Below are 17,131 nucleotides of genomic sequence, written 5' to 3'. Positions count from 1 at the left end.
GACATACGATCTTGACCGTTGGCCAGGTGAGTTCGCCCGCCCAGTTCAGAGCGTGGTTGCGAACCAGGACGGGAAAACTCGCTGCCGGGTACCCCGGCGGTCCGCTATCCCTGGACCATGACCAGCCTCACCGTTGACCCGCGCGGCCTCGTCCTGCCGGGCCTGTGCCCGAACTGCCACGTCCACTCCGGCTTCACGATCCGGTCCTCCGGCATCGGTACCTACCTCTGGCCGCAGGTTCGGACCGAGGACCCGTCTGTCGATCACCTCAAACACGCCGGACGCACCTGGCTGCGGCAGCTCAACGTCAGCTGCCAGCACTGTGGCAAGAGCGTGGTTCTGCACCAGCTGATCCGCTTCAACGAAGACGGGGAGACCGGCGAGGTGCTCCGGGTAATCCAGGTTTGGCCGGAGCGGCAGCCGCGCGATCTGCACATCTCTGCCCCGAACGTGGTGCGCGACCTGTTCGCGGAGGGCGCGCGGGCGGAGGCCGCCGAGGCCTACCGGGCGGCGGCGGCGATGTATCGGGCTGCCGTCGAGGAACTCTGCAAGGACTTCGGCGCGGCGGGCAACAACCTCGCCAGCAAGATCAATGACCTGGTCAACCGGGGCGTCACTAGCGAAATCGTGGAGGACCTCCACCAGGCTCGCCTCCTCGGCAACTGGAGCCTGCACGATGGCCTGGAGTTCTCCGCCGAGGAGGTCGCCGACGTCGCCGGCCTGATCGCCGAGGCCGTCCACGCCCTCTATGTGCAGCCCCAGGAGCGACGGGCGATGCGCGACGCCCGCAAGGCGCGGCGCGATGCCTTCGTTGCTCGGAACCCGTAGCCGATCGGGCCCGGGGTGCGGGGAGAGAGAAATTCATTACTCTCTCTTGTCCGATGCCGCGTCGGGGCGCCGGGCGCCCGGGCCGGTCTCCGCGACCACATCCCGAGCATAGGCTCCCTCGCGACGGAGTAGGACCCGGGCCCTGCAATATCAGCCCTGGCCCGACCGTCGTCAGGCACGGAGGAACACTGTGCCCTTATGCGTTCCCCCGCACCGGTCAAGATCACTAGGCAAACGGTCAAGATCGCATGGCAGAGGAGACCAAGTGTCCTGTGACACCGACCTCTGACCGCGTGCCATCGATTCCTTGACGGACGCGACTTCGTGTCATCGCAGGTTGATCACGCTGGTCAGAGAAGGTCCAGAGCACGGCGGACCACATCCACGTGCCGCGGTGGGGCTAGGTGCGCGGGCGCGCCTCAGCTGGCGTTGCCTACCAGGCGACGCATGATCGTCATGAGTTCGTCGGGCGGGGAGATGCTCATGGTCCGACTTTCCTGGTCGAAGTGCGTGATCGATGTCAAGGTGCCGGCGCGCCACCAGAACACCCGGGGGGAGAGGCGTCCGGGGCCATCTTCGTAGGCGCCCTGCCCGAACTGTGCCAAGGCGTTGACGGCCTCGGGGACGTGCCTGTCGGTGAGCGGGTAGAACGCGAGGTTGTGCCGGTTCGGGACGACCAGCAGCACACCCTCGTCCGGAATCTCGGGGCCGTCGGTGGCCCGCACCGACTCGTCGAAGACGAGCACCTTGCTGGCCGCGAACACCGACTCCGGGTGGCCGAGGGTGTGGAGGACCGCGCCACCGGGGAGCTCGAAGGTGTCGTAGTTGACCGGCTCGCTGAGCAAATTGGTGCGCGCGGCGGCCGCGAGGGTGTCCCGCTCGACGAGGGCCACGTCGCGGTCGCTGAGGACGCGGACGTTGTCAGGGGTGTCGAGGGCGAAACCCGCCAGGAGGTCCGTGGCCAGCGGTTGCAGGTAGCTGAACTGCCCTCGCGCTTCCTCGGGTATCGATTCCTCGGCAACCAGCCGCAAGTACACGCTGCGCATGGGGTCCGGGGCACTGCTGTGGTCGGTGCGGGCTGACAGGTCGCTCATACGCGGTTCCTTGGGGTGTGCGGCCGCGGCGGGGCGCCGGGCACATCTGGTGGGCGATCGTCGGGCGACTCACAGGTAGAGCCGCTCACCGATCAGATCACGCAGCCCCGCGCCGCCGCACCCTTGCTGCGACGGCGAGCAGGGGCGGCCGCCTGTGCGGCCGTGGCGCCGACGGCGAGAGTCACCCCGGCCGGGCGAGGGCGATCACGCGTTTGCATGCGGGGCCTCTGCGTCAACGTGATCAGCTTCGATGACACGAACCCGCATCCGTCTAGGAATCGATGGCACGCGGTCAGAGATCGGTGTCACAGGACAGCAAGATCATCCTGCTGCACCTCTTGGGCTCGCCTACTGGACCCTTCAGAGAGGCTGACGGGCCACTGACGGTGCCAAGCGCCGGTGGCCCCATCGGCTCACAGAGTCACGGCCGACCTCTGACCTTGTCGAGGTCGACAATCTGGTCGGCCGGCGGGGCGGTGACGGTGACCGGCTTGTTGTAGTCGGAGAAGACCAGTGTGCCGGGTTCGTCGCCGCCCTCAGTGACGAACTTCAGGAAGTACGGCTGCCCCTTGGTGGCGACGTAGAACGTGTGTGTCTCTGCACCGTCTTTCCGGGTGAGTGTGAGGGCTTTTTGGCCGTTGACCTCAGTGGTCTGGCCCTTGGTCACACCAGCGGTGTCCTCGTCGCCCATCTCCTTGAGGAGTGCGTTGAGGTTGCAGAGCTCGCCCATGCTCTTGGCCTGGTCAGCGGGGATCTTCATCCACCGGCCCTTGAGCATTTCGGCGATGGCGGTGGACTGCTTGGCCGAGGTGCCCGTCTCCTTGCCTATCTGCTTCCAGAAAGCCTCGTCGCCCTTCATGTAGCTGATCTTGTCGCTGACGAGCATGGCGTTCTGGCCGTAGCCGGTGTTGCCGACCCGGCCGGTGCAGTCGCCCGCCTTGCTGAGAGCGAACTCCATCGACAGGTGCTTGTCGTCGTCCTTGCCTTCGCCCGCGACCTTGAGTGAGTCGGCGGCCTTGGTGGCGGCGAGTGCCTTGTCGGTGATCTGGTCGGCGGTGAGGCCCTCGAAGGGGTCCAGCAGGGCTTTCGGCGACGGCGTGGGGCTCGTCGCCTTGCCCGTGTCACCCTTACTCTGCGCGCTGCCACAGGCGGTCAGGCCGATAGATGCGATCACGCACAGCGCTGTCGCGGCCAGAATCTTACGGTTAGTCACCGTTCGTCACTTCCTTGATCTCTTCTCGTACCGACCACTCGGACTCACAACGCACGTTGCTCGATGTACCGCTGAGATGTGTCTTGCACCACATCGCGATGAGGCGTCATCCGACGCCGCGATGTCCCTTCGGCTGTGCATCGCACGGAGTCGCACCGAACGCGGTGGCGAGCAGATCGCACGCAGATCGGGATGCCTGAAATAGTCGGCCTGAGAGAAGGTGACACAGAGCGTCAGCGGATGCCGGTGTGGGAATGGGTGGGGAACTGCGCGTATTGCTGCTCAGCAGGCAGCTCTCGGACCTGCCGAGCTTCGTCCTGAGCCTGACGTTCTTGCTGCCTCATCCGGATATCCGCGGTAACTCTCTTCCTCCTCCGATCCTCTTCCTGGAGCTTCTCCTGTCGCACCTCGTCCTGCTCGTCTGCCATCTGATGCTTCCTTTTCTTGTGCGGACCGGGTGGGTGGGTCAGCGCCTATCGACCCCGGTGGTCTGTTGTGCTTGTTGAGCGTTGCGCTGGGCCTCATCAGCGTTGGCCTTCGGGGGGATCGTGGGCTCGGCATGCGCGGAACCGTCGACAGCGCGAGAGTTCACGCCATCTGTGAGCCTTCGGCTGGCCGCTTGAATCCGCTCATGACTAGTTGCCAGGAGCTGAGCCAAATCCGTGTCCTTCGGTGATTCGGGCGCTGAGCCGCGGCTGGTGGTGATGTTGCCCGGATGCGGGCGTTCCACAGTGCGGTCTCGGCGAGGCAGGCTGGAGGATGTTGCGGCTGTCCTACCCCGCCATGCGACTGTGGGCTGATGTGGGCGTGGGCCGTTTTGCTTCCTTGCTGTCTGGTCGGTGCCTTCGGCAAAGAGGGCGTCAGCCTGGGCTGTCTCGAGGCTAGGTATTACGACCCGTGCCTGATCTTCGGCCGTCGGAAACATGTCGCGCTCCCGCAGCGCATCCGGGAGTCGTCGGCCCCGTTCCGGGGTTGCGGACAGGGTTCGTGGGATGGGCTCTGGAGAAAGCACCTCGTTGGTGTGAGCTGCCAGACCGGACAGGGGCAACTCCTCTTCGTTGATCATCGGGGCGGCTGCGGGCTGGTCCTGGAGTCGTGTGGCCGGGCCCGAAGGTGTGGCCTGCTGCGCTGGTCCATTGTGGAGTTGTAGGAGGTTGGGCAGTCGCTCTTCCAGCGGCTTGAGCTGAGCTGGAAGCTGGTGGATTTTGGTGACGAGGGTCTCGCGTGGCTTCAGCCCGTTCGGTGGGCCGACTACGTTGAGGGTTTGGAGCACATCCAGGGCACGTTCCGCTTCGCCGTGGGTCAGGCTCAGGGCAGGGGTGTTGCTCAGTGCAAGCGGCGAGGCGACCGTGCCCTGTTCAACGAGGTGCTTGGCGACTGCGCGGATCTGGTCGGTAGTGATCTCCGCTTCCCGGGCCTCGTCGGTGAGCTCCGTTGGGCCCGCCACTTCCCGGGCGAACCGGTCAGCAGCCTGGTGGAGGAACGAAGCATCCCGGTGGGACGGGTTGTTCTCCACACGGCGTCGGAGCGCAGCGATGAGCTCGAGTCGCGTCGCCACCGGGTTGTCTGTGCGCATACCTGCGACGAATGGCTTGGGCGGGAAGTCTGCCGTGACACCCCACTCCTCGTCGCCCAAATCCGAAGCAACTGTCCGTTGGGCAAGGAGGAAACGAATCTGCAGGTCACTTCGGTCGTTGGGCCGTAGGTACTTCGCCTTCAGCTCCGCCATCACGAACCGGGTCTCGTCGTCCAGTGCGTTGCGGTAGCGGTCCGGTGGAGTGATTTCGTAGTGGCCGAACTCGCGCTGCTCACCTATGCCGAGGGCTCCGCGCATCCGCTCAAGCCGTTGCTCCGCATAGTGGTGGATCAAGGCAGCAAGCCCTTGTCGTCGTCCCTGTTCGTCTCCCGGGTCCATCCGCCGACGCGCGATCCTCGAGATCATCTCGAAGCCTCGTATCTGGGCTGCCTCGATCAATCCGTGAAGGCGCACATCGAGCACCAGGCGGTGCCCAGCGCGGCGGGCACCCTCGGCGAGATTGGTCAGCGCCTCCATCAAGTGGGAAGCCCCTGCGAGCTCTAGGTCGACGGCGGCCCCGATGGCAAGGGCGCTGTCCAGTGCGGGGTCATCCGGGTCGCCCAGTTCCGGAGCGTTCGCGGTGGCCGGCCGACCGGGCTCGGCTCGCTGCAGCTCTCTGTTCAGCTTGTGGATGTGGGTCAGGAGGAGCCTTGGGGTATCGAGCTTCTGCGCCTCCTCTAGGCCTGCGGCCTTCTCGGCGTGGGCTTCCGCAACCCGTGTGAGGACACGCATCGCCTCTGCTCCGGGGGTGTTGCGCTGGATCCGATTGTCAAGATGGGAGCTGGCCTCTGCGGCATGTCGTGCGATAAGGCTGGCGGCCAGGGTGGTGATCCGTGCTGCCTGTACTGCGGCTTGCGGGGTCCGCTCGGCACGCGCATTCAGGTCGCCAAGAGCCACGGTAGCTCGTTGGTGGACGTCCCTGATGGCTTGCCAGACGGGCCAGGCGGCCTGGCCGAAGTAGTACGCCTGCTCCTCGTAGGCACCGGACATTGCGATGTCTAGTCCCCGCAGGTCTCTCGGGCCCGTCGGCGGTGGGGTGTCGAGTGCCCTTGCCCTGCGCAGACCGCGCCCGAGACTGTCCAGGCGGACCAGGCGCCGCTCAAGTTCGGCTTCGGTCTCGCCGACGGTGGCGTGGGGGGACAGCTTGAAGGCTCGGGGGGTGGTTGCAGGCCGGATGGGGCTGGGCGTGGTCATGAGTGTCTCCGGATCAAGGCTGGCTGGGTGCGAGCGAGGTGGCCTGGCCAGCAGCAAGGGCGGCGTTGGTCTGCGCCTCCCGGCGCATGTCCGGGCGGGACCGCTTCGTCGGCGCAGCTCCATCCACAGGGCTGGGGGGCGGAACCTTGTTGCGCTCCTGCTGTCCCGCGATGAGCATGGCGGCCTGCTCTCTGGCCCAGGAACGAAGTGCGTCGCTGTCGGGATCCTGCCTGCTAGAAGTTTCGCTCTTCGCCTTTGCGGGTGGTCGAGTTTGCACGCTTGTTCCAGCGCGGATCGGGGCGGGAGGCTGTGCGAGCAGCGTGTCGATGTCGGTCGTACGCGCGAGGACCGTGCGAGGCGCGTCGGTCCGGTAGGGGCCGAGGATCTGCTGTTCCTCCAGGCGCTGGAGCATGCGGTCGGCGCGCTCGGCTGAAACGCCCAACGTGCGGCGGAGGTTCAACGGTGAGGCACTGCGATGAGCGGTGACGGTGAGCGCTGCCTGGCGCAGCTCCGCAGGATCGATGGGCCCTTCGGGGGCCTCTCCGGCTGGCGGGGCCCCGATTAGCCGTTGCTGGTAGGCCCATGCCACGCCATTGAACAGGTCCGCAGTCGGGTCATAAGGGTTGCCCGATTCACCCGTGTGTGGGTCGGTGTCACGTAGTTCGGCCACGCGTCGGCGCAGTCGATTCAGGAGCAGATGGTGGGCATCGAGCAGGTTAGGAACGGGCGGCGCGCCGGCAATGTGGCCGTTGTCAGGAAGGAAGTCGGTCCCAACCGGCTGGCCGTGCAGCTGCTCATAGCGCGCCCGCCACCGTGCGCGGTTGACGATCCACCGTTCTTGGAGTTCGCCTCGCTCGTCCAGGGCGGTACCGGGCGCAGTCATCCGGCGTTCGAGGTCCCGCTCGATATGGGCGAGGTCCTGCATCCGCCGGTCGGCTCGGACGGCCTGCGGAGCGATCTGCCCGGCAGGGTCCTGGCCACGAAGGCGCGCTACAGCACGCTCCAGGTGTTCGCTGAGCCCCGTCAGCCGGATCTTCGAAGCGATGGTGGCGAGGCCTTCGAGAACCCGGACGACGGAGGCCTTCGCCCAGTTCATCAAACGCTCGCCGCCAGGGCCTCGCAGCCGCTGCACAGCGGGCAGGTCCACATCCATCTGCGCCACGAGATCTGTGATCCGCTCGTACACCGTGCCTGGAAGGCCGATGGAATACGGACGCAGTACGGCCAGGGCTTCGTGGGCGCTGTGGTGGGCGACGGTGAGGTCCACCGCGACCGGCGGTTCGGTGGCGGAAGGATCTCCCGGCGTGAGAGCTGCCGCTTCCTGGCTGACCTCACCGAGGATGGCGGCTTCCTGGCGGAATCCCTCCAGTAGTTGCTCCCAGGCTGGGTCAGGACCGTCGGTGGCATTCTCTTCCACCCAGGCACCGTCGTCGCGGAGCACCCAGATGTGGCCGGGGGCGGCAACATGGTCCAAGGCGAGGTCGGCGTGGCCTTGGGTGTACATGGCCACGGCCTGCTCGGCCCGCTTCTTCGTGTGTTCCGGGAGGTCTGCGTCCGCGATTCCCTCGGTGAGCGTGTCGAGGAGGCCGACGAACTCTGACGGAGCGGGGTGCACGGGGAGCGAGGCCGGCAGGATGGTGCGCAACGCGGTCCGCCACCGGGTGCTGAGCGGTTCGCCAAGAAGCCCGGCAGCCTGAGCTGCTCGGTACTCCACGGCCGCGAGGAGCTCCGCCGGTCTCATTTGCCTAAGGCGGCTGTGGGACAGGCGGATCGAGTCGGCCGCGGGCGGGCCGAGCCACACCACCACAGTGGGGTCCTCGGACTCTTGATCAGCCCCAGAGGTTGCCAGGGCGACGCCGTGGACAGTGCCGAGCGGAAGGGGCGTTGCCAGACGGCCGGGCTGCTCTACCTCACTTGCATGCTGTCCGAGGCGTTGATGCAGCGCGGTGTGGAGATTGTCAGCCGCAGCGTTCCGGTCGTTCAGCTCGACTACGCCTCCATCCGGACCCGGGCTACGGAGGGTCAAGGCGAGCGGTAGTCCGCGGTCGGCGGGAGGCACCGTGGCCAACGGCCTGATGCGTGCCGACGCGGCAGGCGCAGGCCGGGACCCTACAGGCCACTTGCCGGGGACACGGCCTGCGCCGCTGCCGTCGGCAGCCGGCTGTGGGTCGTCGGCTGAGGGGGCCGGAGTCATGGGAGCGTCCTCCATCGCGAAGAGTGCCGACCGGCGGGTTCGTACGAGGGCGTCGTAGTCGAAGTAGCCGGCCGGATCCGCAGCGAGAATGTCCAGGGCACGCTCGTACGCGTCGTTCTCCCGGTCGTCATCGTGGCTTCCAGGCCCGAGGAGGACGGCGGTCGCCGTCAACGCTCCCGGGATCTGCCAGGACTCATGAAGTCGCCTCGCCCACGTGCACGCCTCGCGCTCGAGGATCCGGGTGAATCCGGGAGTCGAGGTCCACGCCTCGGCAGCTTCCCTGATGTAGCGCCCTGCTGTCGCTGCGGCCGCACGTGCCCGGTTGAAGTTGGCGAGGCTCCCACCAAAAGCGTGGGCGGCGCGTTCATGGTCGTCAGCGAAGGCAAGCAGCGCTGTTTCGACGGCCGCATCGAGGAGTGCCTGTCGCTGCTCGATGGCGGCCAGGACTGGTGTCGCACCGTCTCCCCCAGTGGTGATGCTGTCCTCCCACAGCTTTGCCGCGTCTTTGGCCTCAGGCGGGTCGGCGACTTCTGCCGTCCCGGAGGTGCGTAGGAGCAAGTCCCACGACTTGAGCAGCACCTTTTGCCCTGCGCCATTGGGGTCGTTGTCACGCAACATCACATGGAGGTATTGGACGTTGCCGCTGTCGAGACCGCGCAACAGAACGAGTTGCCGTTCGCTCAGTGCGGTACCCATCGGCGCGCCCGCGACGGGGCGCTCACCAAGGGGGAGGCTTTCGCTTGCCCGCGCAACGGCGATGGTGTCGAAGTAACCCTCCACGCTGACTCGTGGCCCGACGCTCTCCGCACGGGCTTGCGCCTGTGCGGGGTGGTGGAGGCCGAAGACCAGGTCTCGTTTGGTGAATATCGCTGTTTCACGGGTGTTGAGATACTTCGGACCGCCGCGCCCCCAGGCCTGGTCGTCCGTCTCGCCGGGGCGATCGATGCGGCGTCCGCCGAATCCCACAATGTCGCCGTGCTCATCGTGGATGGGAAACATGACGCGGTCGTCGAACTCGTCGATGAGGCTGCCGATGCTTGATCGCTTGGCGAGGCCTGAGTGCAGGATTTCGTCTTCGGTGTAGCCGCGGGCCAGGAGCTCTCGGGTCAGCACGTCCCATCGGCCTGCGCTTCGGTCGGACGGCGCGTATCCCAGGAGCCACTGTTTCTGCACGTCCGGAGGGATCTGGCGTCCTGGGATCCCGGCTGCGTCACTGCCCTCATGTAGGTAGGTGCGGGCCAGTTCGGCGTGGGGGTCGTTCCGCAGCCGCTCGGCGAAGATCTGTGCTGCTGTCGTGTTGATGGCGATCAACCGCTCGCGGCGCACCGACGGGGCTTCCGGCCCGGGTGTTTGGGTGTCCGGTTGCAGGAGCGTCTGCCCTATCTGCGCGGTGTGTTGGAAGTCGAGACTGAAGCGGTCCAGGCTCCGATCCGGCTGCTGGCCGACCGCGCTGTTCACGGCCTGGCGCAGGCTCTGGGTGAGATCGCGGTCCTGGGCGACGTCGCCGCTGGTCTCGACCGTGACCACCACATGACCGGGTGCCGTGAGGGTTGCGGTGACTTGTCTTCTCGCAACACCCAGCCCGGCAAGAGCCTCACGGGCCAGGTAGGTCAGTCGATCGACGGCCGTGGCACCGTCCATCGGTTGCTGCTGCGCCCCCTCCGCAGGGGCGGGCTTGACTGCTGGTTCCCGGCGCGTCGAGTGGACCACTTCGCCGCCGTCCGGTGCTTCGGCGTTAAGCGGGCTGGTCGAGGGATCGTCTGGGACGGGCGCTTCGGCTTGCTCCGACGGTGCCGGCGACGGCGGGGCTGGAGCTGGAGCTGGGGTGTCAGCGGCCTCTACTGCCGTCGACAGCGGTTGCTCCGCCACGCCAGGCTCAGCCACTGCTGTGGAAGGCTGCTCGTTAGTGCTCGGGCCTCCGACGAGGGTGGCGTCCGGTGCGGCAGGTTCGTCAGGCGGCGTCGACACAGGCCCCGCTTCCTTCTGCGTGGGCGTCATTCCAGGGGTTTGCGCCTCGGTGGCAGCGGCGAAGGGTGCCGTGCCGGGTCCGATCGGGGCAGTCTGTCGAGGTGTGGCGACGTCAGGACCGTAGTCCAGAAGGGGGCGGCCGCCATCGTCCTCGACCTCCATCCAGGCTGCTACCGCCGCCATGATCAGGGACGGATCGGCTGCCTCGAGATGCCCCGCACTGATGTGGACCGCTCGCGCGTCCTCAGCGGTGCTGAGTCCAAAGTGGAGCAGACGGTCCGAGAGGTCCGTTCCGGCGCCTTCTGGATCGGTGTGGGTTACATAGACGGGTCGGCCGTGGACATGGGCAAACTCAAAGGTCACTCCGGGATCGGCTTCCAGCAATGCCCGAGCGCGTGCGACGAGGTGTGGTGCAGCCTCTGCAGCCGTCAGCATCACTCCGGCCCCGTCCGGTAGCTCAAGAACGGGCAGGTGCATGTCTTCGTCCGCAGCCATGGTGTCCGCCTCCTCTGCCCTCTGCGGTGCCGCTTCGGAGCTGTCCACCGCGGGGGTGGTCTGTTGGCTGAGCTTGTTCGCGCGGTGCCGGAGGTACTGCCCCAGCTCCATCGGCCCGGCTTCGGTCTGCTGAGGAAAGTCAATGAACTTGCCGTCGAAGGCAAGCGCGTGGAGCCTGCGCAGGTGTTCGCGGCTTGTGCTGTTCGCTGCCTGGTTCAAGACGTGTTTGGCCATAGTTAGTTGCGCGCGACGGTTGTGGTGGGCGAGCCGCTGCACGAGCTCAGCATGGTCGTCGTCTCGGCCTGCGTGTGCCTGTGCGTCGTGGACGGCGGTTTCGAGGTTGAGCAGTGCCGTCAGCGCAGATCGCCCCAGCGTGGTTACGGTCGCCAGTTCGTTGGCTGCGGTGGTTGCCGCCGCGTTGTCGGCCAGCCAGACCTCGTGCTGGTTCAGGAGCGAGAGCAGTGCCTCGTGAGCTTCGACGTAGGTGGCGGCATCGGAGTAGGGCGCGGGCTCCGCGAGCGCGAGCGTCTCCCGGGCGGTCGGCGCAGCATGCCGGGTTGGATCGGGGGTCTGGTGGCCCTCGGCGCGCGCCGGCTGAGCATCGGGTTCCGTGCTGTATCGATTCGTGCGCCGTCCGGCGGGCGTGTCTGTGGACTGCGTCGGAGCATCGGGATCAGCCGATACCGCCGCAGCCGGTGCCGGGGAGGCAGCGGCCTGCGCGTAGGGGGCGGGCGGGCCTGCGGGCTCCTCCGCTGGCGCGACCGCAACGTCGGGAGCGTCCTGGTTCTGCTCGGCAAAGGCGGTGCTCCGCGATTCGCCGGGGTCGGCCACTTGCGCGGGTGCCAAAGAAGCCTGCTCCAGCGCCGCCCATGCTGAGTCGGGCGCGGGCTTCTGGTCCTCCTGGGATGGCACCGCGGTGGGCTCAGCCGTGGCGGGCTGTGAGGCGCCGAAGGCGTCGGGTGTGAGCCAGGGGTGGTCGTCGGGCAGAGATACCGGCAGCGGTGCGAACTGGTCTTGGGGAATGTACTCCACCGGCCTGCCACGTCCGGGGCCGACGTGTGAGAAGACCGCGCCGATGGTCTGCCTTCGGCCGCGGCCGCGCTTCGCTGCGTGTTCTACCCGGGTGACGGTGCGTTCGCCCTTGCGGCCTGGTACCCGGACCACGTCTCCGGGGCGCATGTAGAACGCGCCCAGTGGTGCCGTGGTCTCGCCGGCCGCCTCAGCGCGGTCGAATGCCTTCCAGCGTGCCGCCCATATATCACGGTGCAGGGGGACGTCTGCCGGGCACGGGTAGGGGTCCTGGTCGAGCGGGTAAAGCAGGGCGGGATGGACCGTCTCGTGGGTCCCGTCGTCGAACCGGACGACCTGCCACAGTCCGGTGCCTCGCGGAGCCTCGACGGCTCCGACCGCCGTGGCCGAACGCTCAGGCGAGTCCTCCGTGGCACCGACGTGCCGCAGGACGGTGCCGTCGGCTTGCAGTATTCGTCCGGGCCGCTCGGGCGTGAGCGTCGGCTGGGCGTGCGCCACGGGCACCAGCCCTTGCGGGGGCTCGGTAACCCAGGGATGCAGCCAGGTCCCTTTGGGATCGCGGGTGAGCTGACGGGCGGTTTCCTGCGTCCGGTCGTGAGTGGCGTCGGATGCTTCCAGCAGCTCGTGCAGGGCGGGCTCAAGCCGCTGCTTGAACTCGTCGTCGAAGGACCGGTCGAGGTCGTCGCGGACGGTATCCAGCATGCTCCGCACTTCACGCAGCTGATGTGCGACGTCCGCCAACGCGACTGGTGCCGCTGGCAGTTGACCGGCGATGCGTGTGACGGCCCGCTTCACTGGCGCGAGATCGACATGACTACGGCTGGTGCGTGGCCACTTGTCTGGGAGCCGGTCCAGCGCGGCGAACGCGTCGACCAGGCGCTGCCACGCAGCCGTGGCCTCCTGGGGATAGGTGTACGCCTCCGTGGCTGCGGCGGACCCTGAGCCTGTCTCCCCAGATGCAAGCTCTGCGTGCTCCGGCTCCTCGTTCATCGTCACCCGTTCCTCTTCACGCTGGGGAGCATCGCCGTCGGGCACCTGCTTCGTCGCAAAGTCATTGGCTGGGCCGAAGGGCTCCCTGTCTTGCCCCTTGTGCTCCACAGGTGCATGGCCTGCTTCCTGGCCAGGAGAGGTGTCTGCGTCCGTGCTGGCGGCGGGCTCTTGCCCTAGACCGGGCCCCTCATCAGGAGGTGTGTCGCCACTAGGCGCTGCTACCTCTGCTGTCTCGCTCGCTGGCGCCGCGACCAGCGGCGAAGCAGGTGGCTGCGGCGGCTCGTCCGCCACCTGCCTCGAGTCGGCAGTGTTCAAAGCGGGGCCACCGGTGGACTGGCCCGGATCGCCTGCCGTGCGGGGCTCCACGTGTTGCCAGGTGGGGCGCTTCTGCAGCCAGGCGTACACCGTGTCGACCTCTCCTAGAGCGTGGTGGCGAGCTCCCCTCGCTACGAATCGCGCTGGCTCAGCGACGCGTTCGGCTGCCGGGAAGTGCGGGTACTCAACCTTTTTGCGCCCGAGCTTGCGCAGCTTTCCATCCCAGCCACCAGCGTCCTCCACCACCTGAGCGATTGCGACATGGTCCATTCCTTCGGCGTCAGCGTGCGCGATGAGCGTTCGCAAATAGGTGATGACGAGTGCACGGGCATGCAAGTTGTACGACACGTCCGCCTGGGGCCCCCGGGAGGAACGCCAAGCCTCGTCCATGGCCTGCGGATCGCTGCCAGCGCTCTGGATCCGCTGAAGGTAGTCGTCGGTGGCGTCGCGGCCAACCTTCTCGAGCGCCACGCGTAGGTTCACCACTGCTTGGGTCGCGTAGGCGCGGGTGGCAGGATCGGTAATGCGCTCAAGTGCCGCGGCGGCATTCTCGTCGAACTGCGCGAGTGGATGATGCCTCTCCCAGACCCACCGTTCTTTGGGGTCTGCTACGGCGAGTGCGGCCACGTCTCGCGCTGTGGACCGGGCGAACCGGTCCCGTGCGTCCGCTGCCGTGCCAAACGCCGCACGTATGTTTTCGCCGGTCTCCTCTTCCTTAGGGATCTTGTACCAGCCGTCGGCGAAGGATGCTACGGCCGGCGGACGTGACCAGCCCTCCTCGAAGTCAACCTGCCATTCCCCCAGGGGGGTGTAGTCGATCGACGACGGCAGCACCAGGAGACCCTCCCGCTTGGCCATGGTCTGACCGTGCGGGTATGGCTGTCCCTCTCCCTCCGCGTCGATGCGCATGGCTGCCGTGCCATCAGGAGCAGTGGGTGTCGCATCCGACCTTGTGTCGGAGCCGGTTTGCTGAGCTGACTCAGCCAAGGGGTCGCCTGGCCCGTCGATCCGGAGCGGGGCCCCAGTCGCAGAGCTGTCGACGTCGAATAGGGCGGTTTGTTGCGTGGCGTGCCTGGCTGAGAGATCTTCCTCTGGTGGTGTGCGGCTCCCCGACGTCCACTGCTGCTGTGGGGGTACCGCCGCGGCATCCAGGACATCGTCAGCAACGATGGGAGGGCTGGAAGGACCCTGCAGATGGTCCCCCACGAATGACTCAAGCGATGTGGGATCGACGACGGGCGCGGGATCATTCCACTCGACAGGCTCTCCGTCGATCTCGGCTTGGATGTGCTCGGACCATGCCTCCTCGCGAGCCTCGGCTGCTGCGATGATCTCGGCGTACTTGGCACGCCGCGCTGCCAGCACTGCGACGCCAGCCGCGGCCACCTGCTTGCCCCGCAGGCCTGCGTCTTTGGCGGCCTTCCGAGCCGCTCGTTCGGCCCGTTTGTCACCCTCTGCCATGGCCTCCGTGTACAGGGCGGCGCGAACGTTCGGCTTGGGGTCGGTCTCCCCCGCAGCCAGCGCCACCAGCAGCAACTCGCCTGTCAGGTCATACGCCCTGTCCTGCCAGTCGACCCACGTCCCCTTCTCCTCGGAGAGATAGTGCGCGATCATTGGCGCGTCACGCCCGAACCGGTCGTCGTCTGTCAGCCGGTACATAAGATGCTTGCCACAGATAACCACGTGACCGAGTGATGCACCGTCCTCGGCAAGCACGTCGACTACGAAGCGGTGCAGCTGATCCTTCTTGCACTTGCCGACGTACGGGGTGGAGACAGCACAGGTCTCCTCGTGCTCCTGATCCACGGCGAGGATCCGCAGCCGCTCTGTGGGAATGGCGTCGAGCCCCTCATGGGTGGCGCACCACATCGCGGCGTAGAAGCGGTGGTCGGGGGACCGTCGAGTACTCTCCGGCAGCGCACCACTGCAGACGTGCTCCCAGCCCCAGGGATACTCCGTCAGAAGCCCGGACCTACCGAACCTGCGCACCAGAACCGTGCCCGGCTCAAGGTCCTCGGTCTCCAGGGTCGTGCTCCAGGCGACCGGCTCCTCCAGCCTCTGGCCATGCCGCTCCCAGCGCCCTGCCGCCAGCGCGCGGGACTCCCCGTCGCGTCGAATCCAGTCCAGGGCTCGGCCCAGGTCGCGGGGGCCATCGCTGGACCACCAGGAGTAGCCACCGTTCGAACTGGACCACATCCAGGGCATTCGAGCGATACGCCACTCTCCCGGCGCGTATGACACTGCGGTCAGCCGGTACTCGTGGCCATGTGCTCCACTGAAGACGTAGTCCCCTACCTCATCGGCTTGGTCTCCGTCGTACCGCGCGACAGACTCTCCGGCAAGCAGCAGCTCCCCGGGGAACTCCGTCTCCGCCCCCGCCCGCGTGCCCGACTCTTCCGTCTGTCGCGGCGGCGCGTCTGGGGTGTCACTGCCGCTCGGCAGGGTGACGACGCCTGGAGACCTGTCCCCGTTCCGGACGACCGGCATTTCATCCTTGGCTGGTTCGCCTGCAACCGCCGGTTCTGCGCTGTGCCTCTGCGCTCTCGCGACTGCACCGTCCGTGGCCTCCACGGGTGGTTCTGCTTGAGGCCCCGTGCTACGGGTGCCCAATCCAGCCGTCTCGGCCGGTGGGCGCTGAGTCTCAGCGGCCCCAGCAGCGCTCTCTTCGGCGCGTGGAGTATGAGGGGCAGGGGCCGTGTATGTGCTCAAGTCGTGGGCGTCCTGTGCCTGAAGTGGTGCCTGAAGGACGCTGTTCGAGGTGTCGGGGCGGTCCTTGATCACCGGGTCGTCTGCCGGCCAGTGCGTCATGTAGAGGTCGGCGGCCTCTTGCAACCGCTCAACCCACACTGCGGTTTCTGTCGCCCCGGGGTCATGTGCGACGGCCTCCTGGTAGGCGACCGCCTGTTCACGGGCGGTGAGAACGCCTTGGCTCGCTTGGGTGAAGTCGCCTTGGTCCAGGGCTGTCACCATCTGCGTCAGGAGTTCGCGGATCTCTTCCAGACGATTGCGTTCCGCCCGGGCGCCCCGGCGTCGCGCAACGTAGTGCAGGTCGTCGGAGGCCTTGAGTACCGTCGCGAGCGTGGCGGCCGCGTGCTCCTCCTGCGCCAGGCGGACGGGCCGGTCGTCGGACCACTTGAGGTCCCACTTTTCCATGGCGGGCAAACGCTGCGCGATCGCCTTGGCCTCGTCACTGGTCCGCCATCGTCGGCGCGCGCCCTTCAGGCGGGCCGCGTAGGCGGCGGAGTCATCGGGGTGGATCCCGTCGGGGTACAGGTTCGCCAGGTACAGCCCTTGCCTGCCCTGTGCCGTGGGGTGCAGGGCCGAGCCGTCTGCGCCGTTATCGACGTGCGCAAGGAAGCCGGAATTCAGCAACAGGTCAACGCGCTGCTTGTTGACGCGGCGGCCCGGCCTGGTGCCGCTGCCCGGTTGACGGTAGGTACCGTCCGGGCCGACCAGAATGCGGCCATCCTGGGCCAAGCGCAGCACGTCGACCAGCGGCCGGGACCAACCGAGCCTGGGCACGACATCCGCGGCGTGGATCTTGTCCCGCTCGTGCCGGGCACGGTTTTCCGGGTCCATGCCGGTCTCGGCGCGTAGCGAGTGCTCGGTCCATTCCTCAATGGCCTTGTCGAGGGCGGCTCGAAAGTCCTCGGGCTGTGTGACGGCCCAGACTTCGGGGTTGCCGCCCCCCTCGTCGTCCCAGACGTCTACCGAGCCGGGGTCTGCTGGCGCCACACTGACGGTTCTGTCCCGCGCTGGTGGCACCGCCTCGCGGGGCGACCGCTGGCCGGCACCAATGGGTGGATTGGGAGCCGTGGGCGCACTGTCCTGCGCAGTGCTCGGGCCGGTTCGGCCGGGTGTAGGGGTAATAGTGGGCACTGTCTGACCCGGATCACCACGGGCATCTGCATCGGGCGCTGGCCTCGACGGCTGGGGGAGGCCGTGATGGGGTACGTGGGGAGTCTGCGCTGACCGCGCGGATGCATTGGTAGCGCGCTCGGCGGACGCGGTGTACTGGCCCCTCCCGTCGTGAGCCTGTGGAGCATCGGCCGGTCCGACAGCAGCTGGCGGCTTCAAGCCGGTAGCGAACAGGTGCTCTTCCGGGGACAGGAGTACCGGCACATCATCCGCGTCCGCCCGCCCCTGCGCCGCACCCTGCTCTCCACCGAGGTCGACCAGCGGCACATCATCCGCGTCCGCCCACCCCTGCGCCGCACCCGGTTCACCACCGAGGT

General features: G+C 67.3%; 7 protein-coding genes. 2 read left to right on the top strand and 5 right to left on the bottom strand.

The genetic code is table 11. From position 1 onward, the window contains the following. The first annotated feature begins 117 nt into the window (after positions 1–117). The gene (locus ACFU5O_RS27740; protein ID WP_384244690.1) at positions 118–828 is read left to right on the top strand and encodes a DUF4145 domain-containing protein; all 711 of its coding nucleotides are present in this window, start codon (positions 118–120) and stop codon (positions 826–828) included. 419 nt (positions 829–1,247) lie between these two features. Here the strand turns inward: ACFU5O_RS27740 and ACFU5O_RS27735 are convergent, their stop codons facing one another. From ACFU5O_RS27735 to ACFU5O_RS27715, 5 genes are all read right to left on the bottom strand, one after another. After that, the gene (locus ACFU5O_RS27735) at positions 1,248–1,922 is read right to left on the bottom strand and encodes a hypothetical protein (protein WP_384244689.1); all 675 of its coding nucleotides are present in this window, start codon (positions 1,920–1,922) and stop codon (positions 1,248–1,250) included. A gap of 421 nt (positions 1,923–2,343) precedes the next feature. Then, positions 2,344–3,135, bottom strand: a complete 792-nt coding sequence (locus ACFU5O_RS27730; protein WP_384244687.1) for a hypothetical protein — start codon at positions 3,133–3,135, stop codon at positions 2,344–2,346. Positions 3,136–3,368: 233 nt separating this feature from the next. Continuing rightward, positions 3,369–3,563, bottom strand: a complete 195-nt coding sequence (locus tag ACFU5O_RS27725) for a hypothetical protein (protein ID WP_384244685.1) — start codon at positions 3,561–3,563, stop codon at positions 3,369–3,371. A 38-nt stretch (positions 3,564–3,601) separates the two neighbouring features. Continuing rightward, entirely contained in the window at positions 3,602–5,905 is a 2,304-nt protein-coding gene (locus ACFU5O_RS27720; protein WP_384244683.1) for a hypothetical protein, read from the bottom strand. A gap of 13 nt (positions 5,906–5,918) precedes the next feature. Then, positions 5,919–16,631, bottom strand: a complete 10,713-nt coding sequence (locus ACFU5O_RS27715) for a hypothetical protein (protein WP_384244681.1) — start codon at positions 16,629–16,631, stop codon at positions 5,919–5,921. Between the two features lie 294 nt (positions 16,632–16,925). Here ACFU5O_RS27715 and ACFU5O_RS27710 point away from each other — a divergent pair. Further along, on the top strand, positions 16,926–17,131 hold a 206-nt coding region (locus ACFU5O_RS27710; RefSeq protein ID WP_384244679.1), incomplete at its 3' end, for a hypothetical protein.

It is taken from the genome of Streptomyces sp. NPDC057445 (assembly GCF_042802855.1).
In the GTDB taxonomy this organism is placed as follows: Bacteria; Actinomycetota; Actinomycetes; order Streptomycetales; family Streptomycetaceae; genus Streptomyces.
The sequence above is the reverse complement of the archived record's forward strand: the minus strand, read 5'-3'. Positions and strand labels throughout refer to the sequence as shown.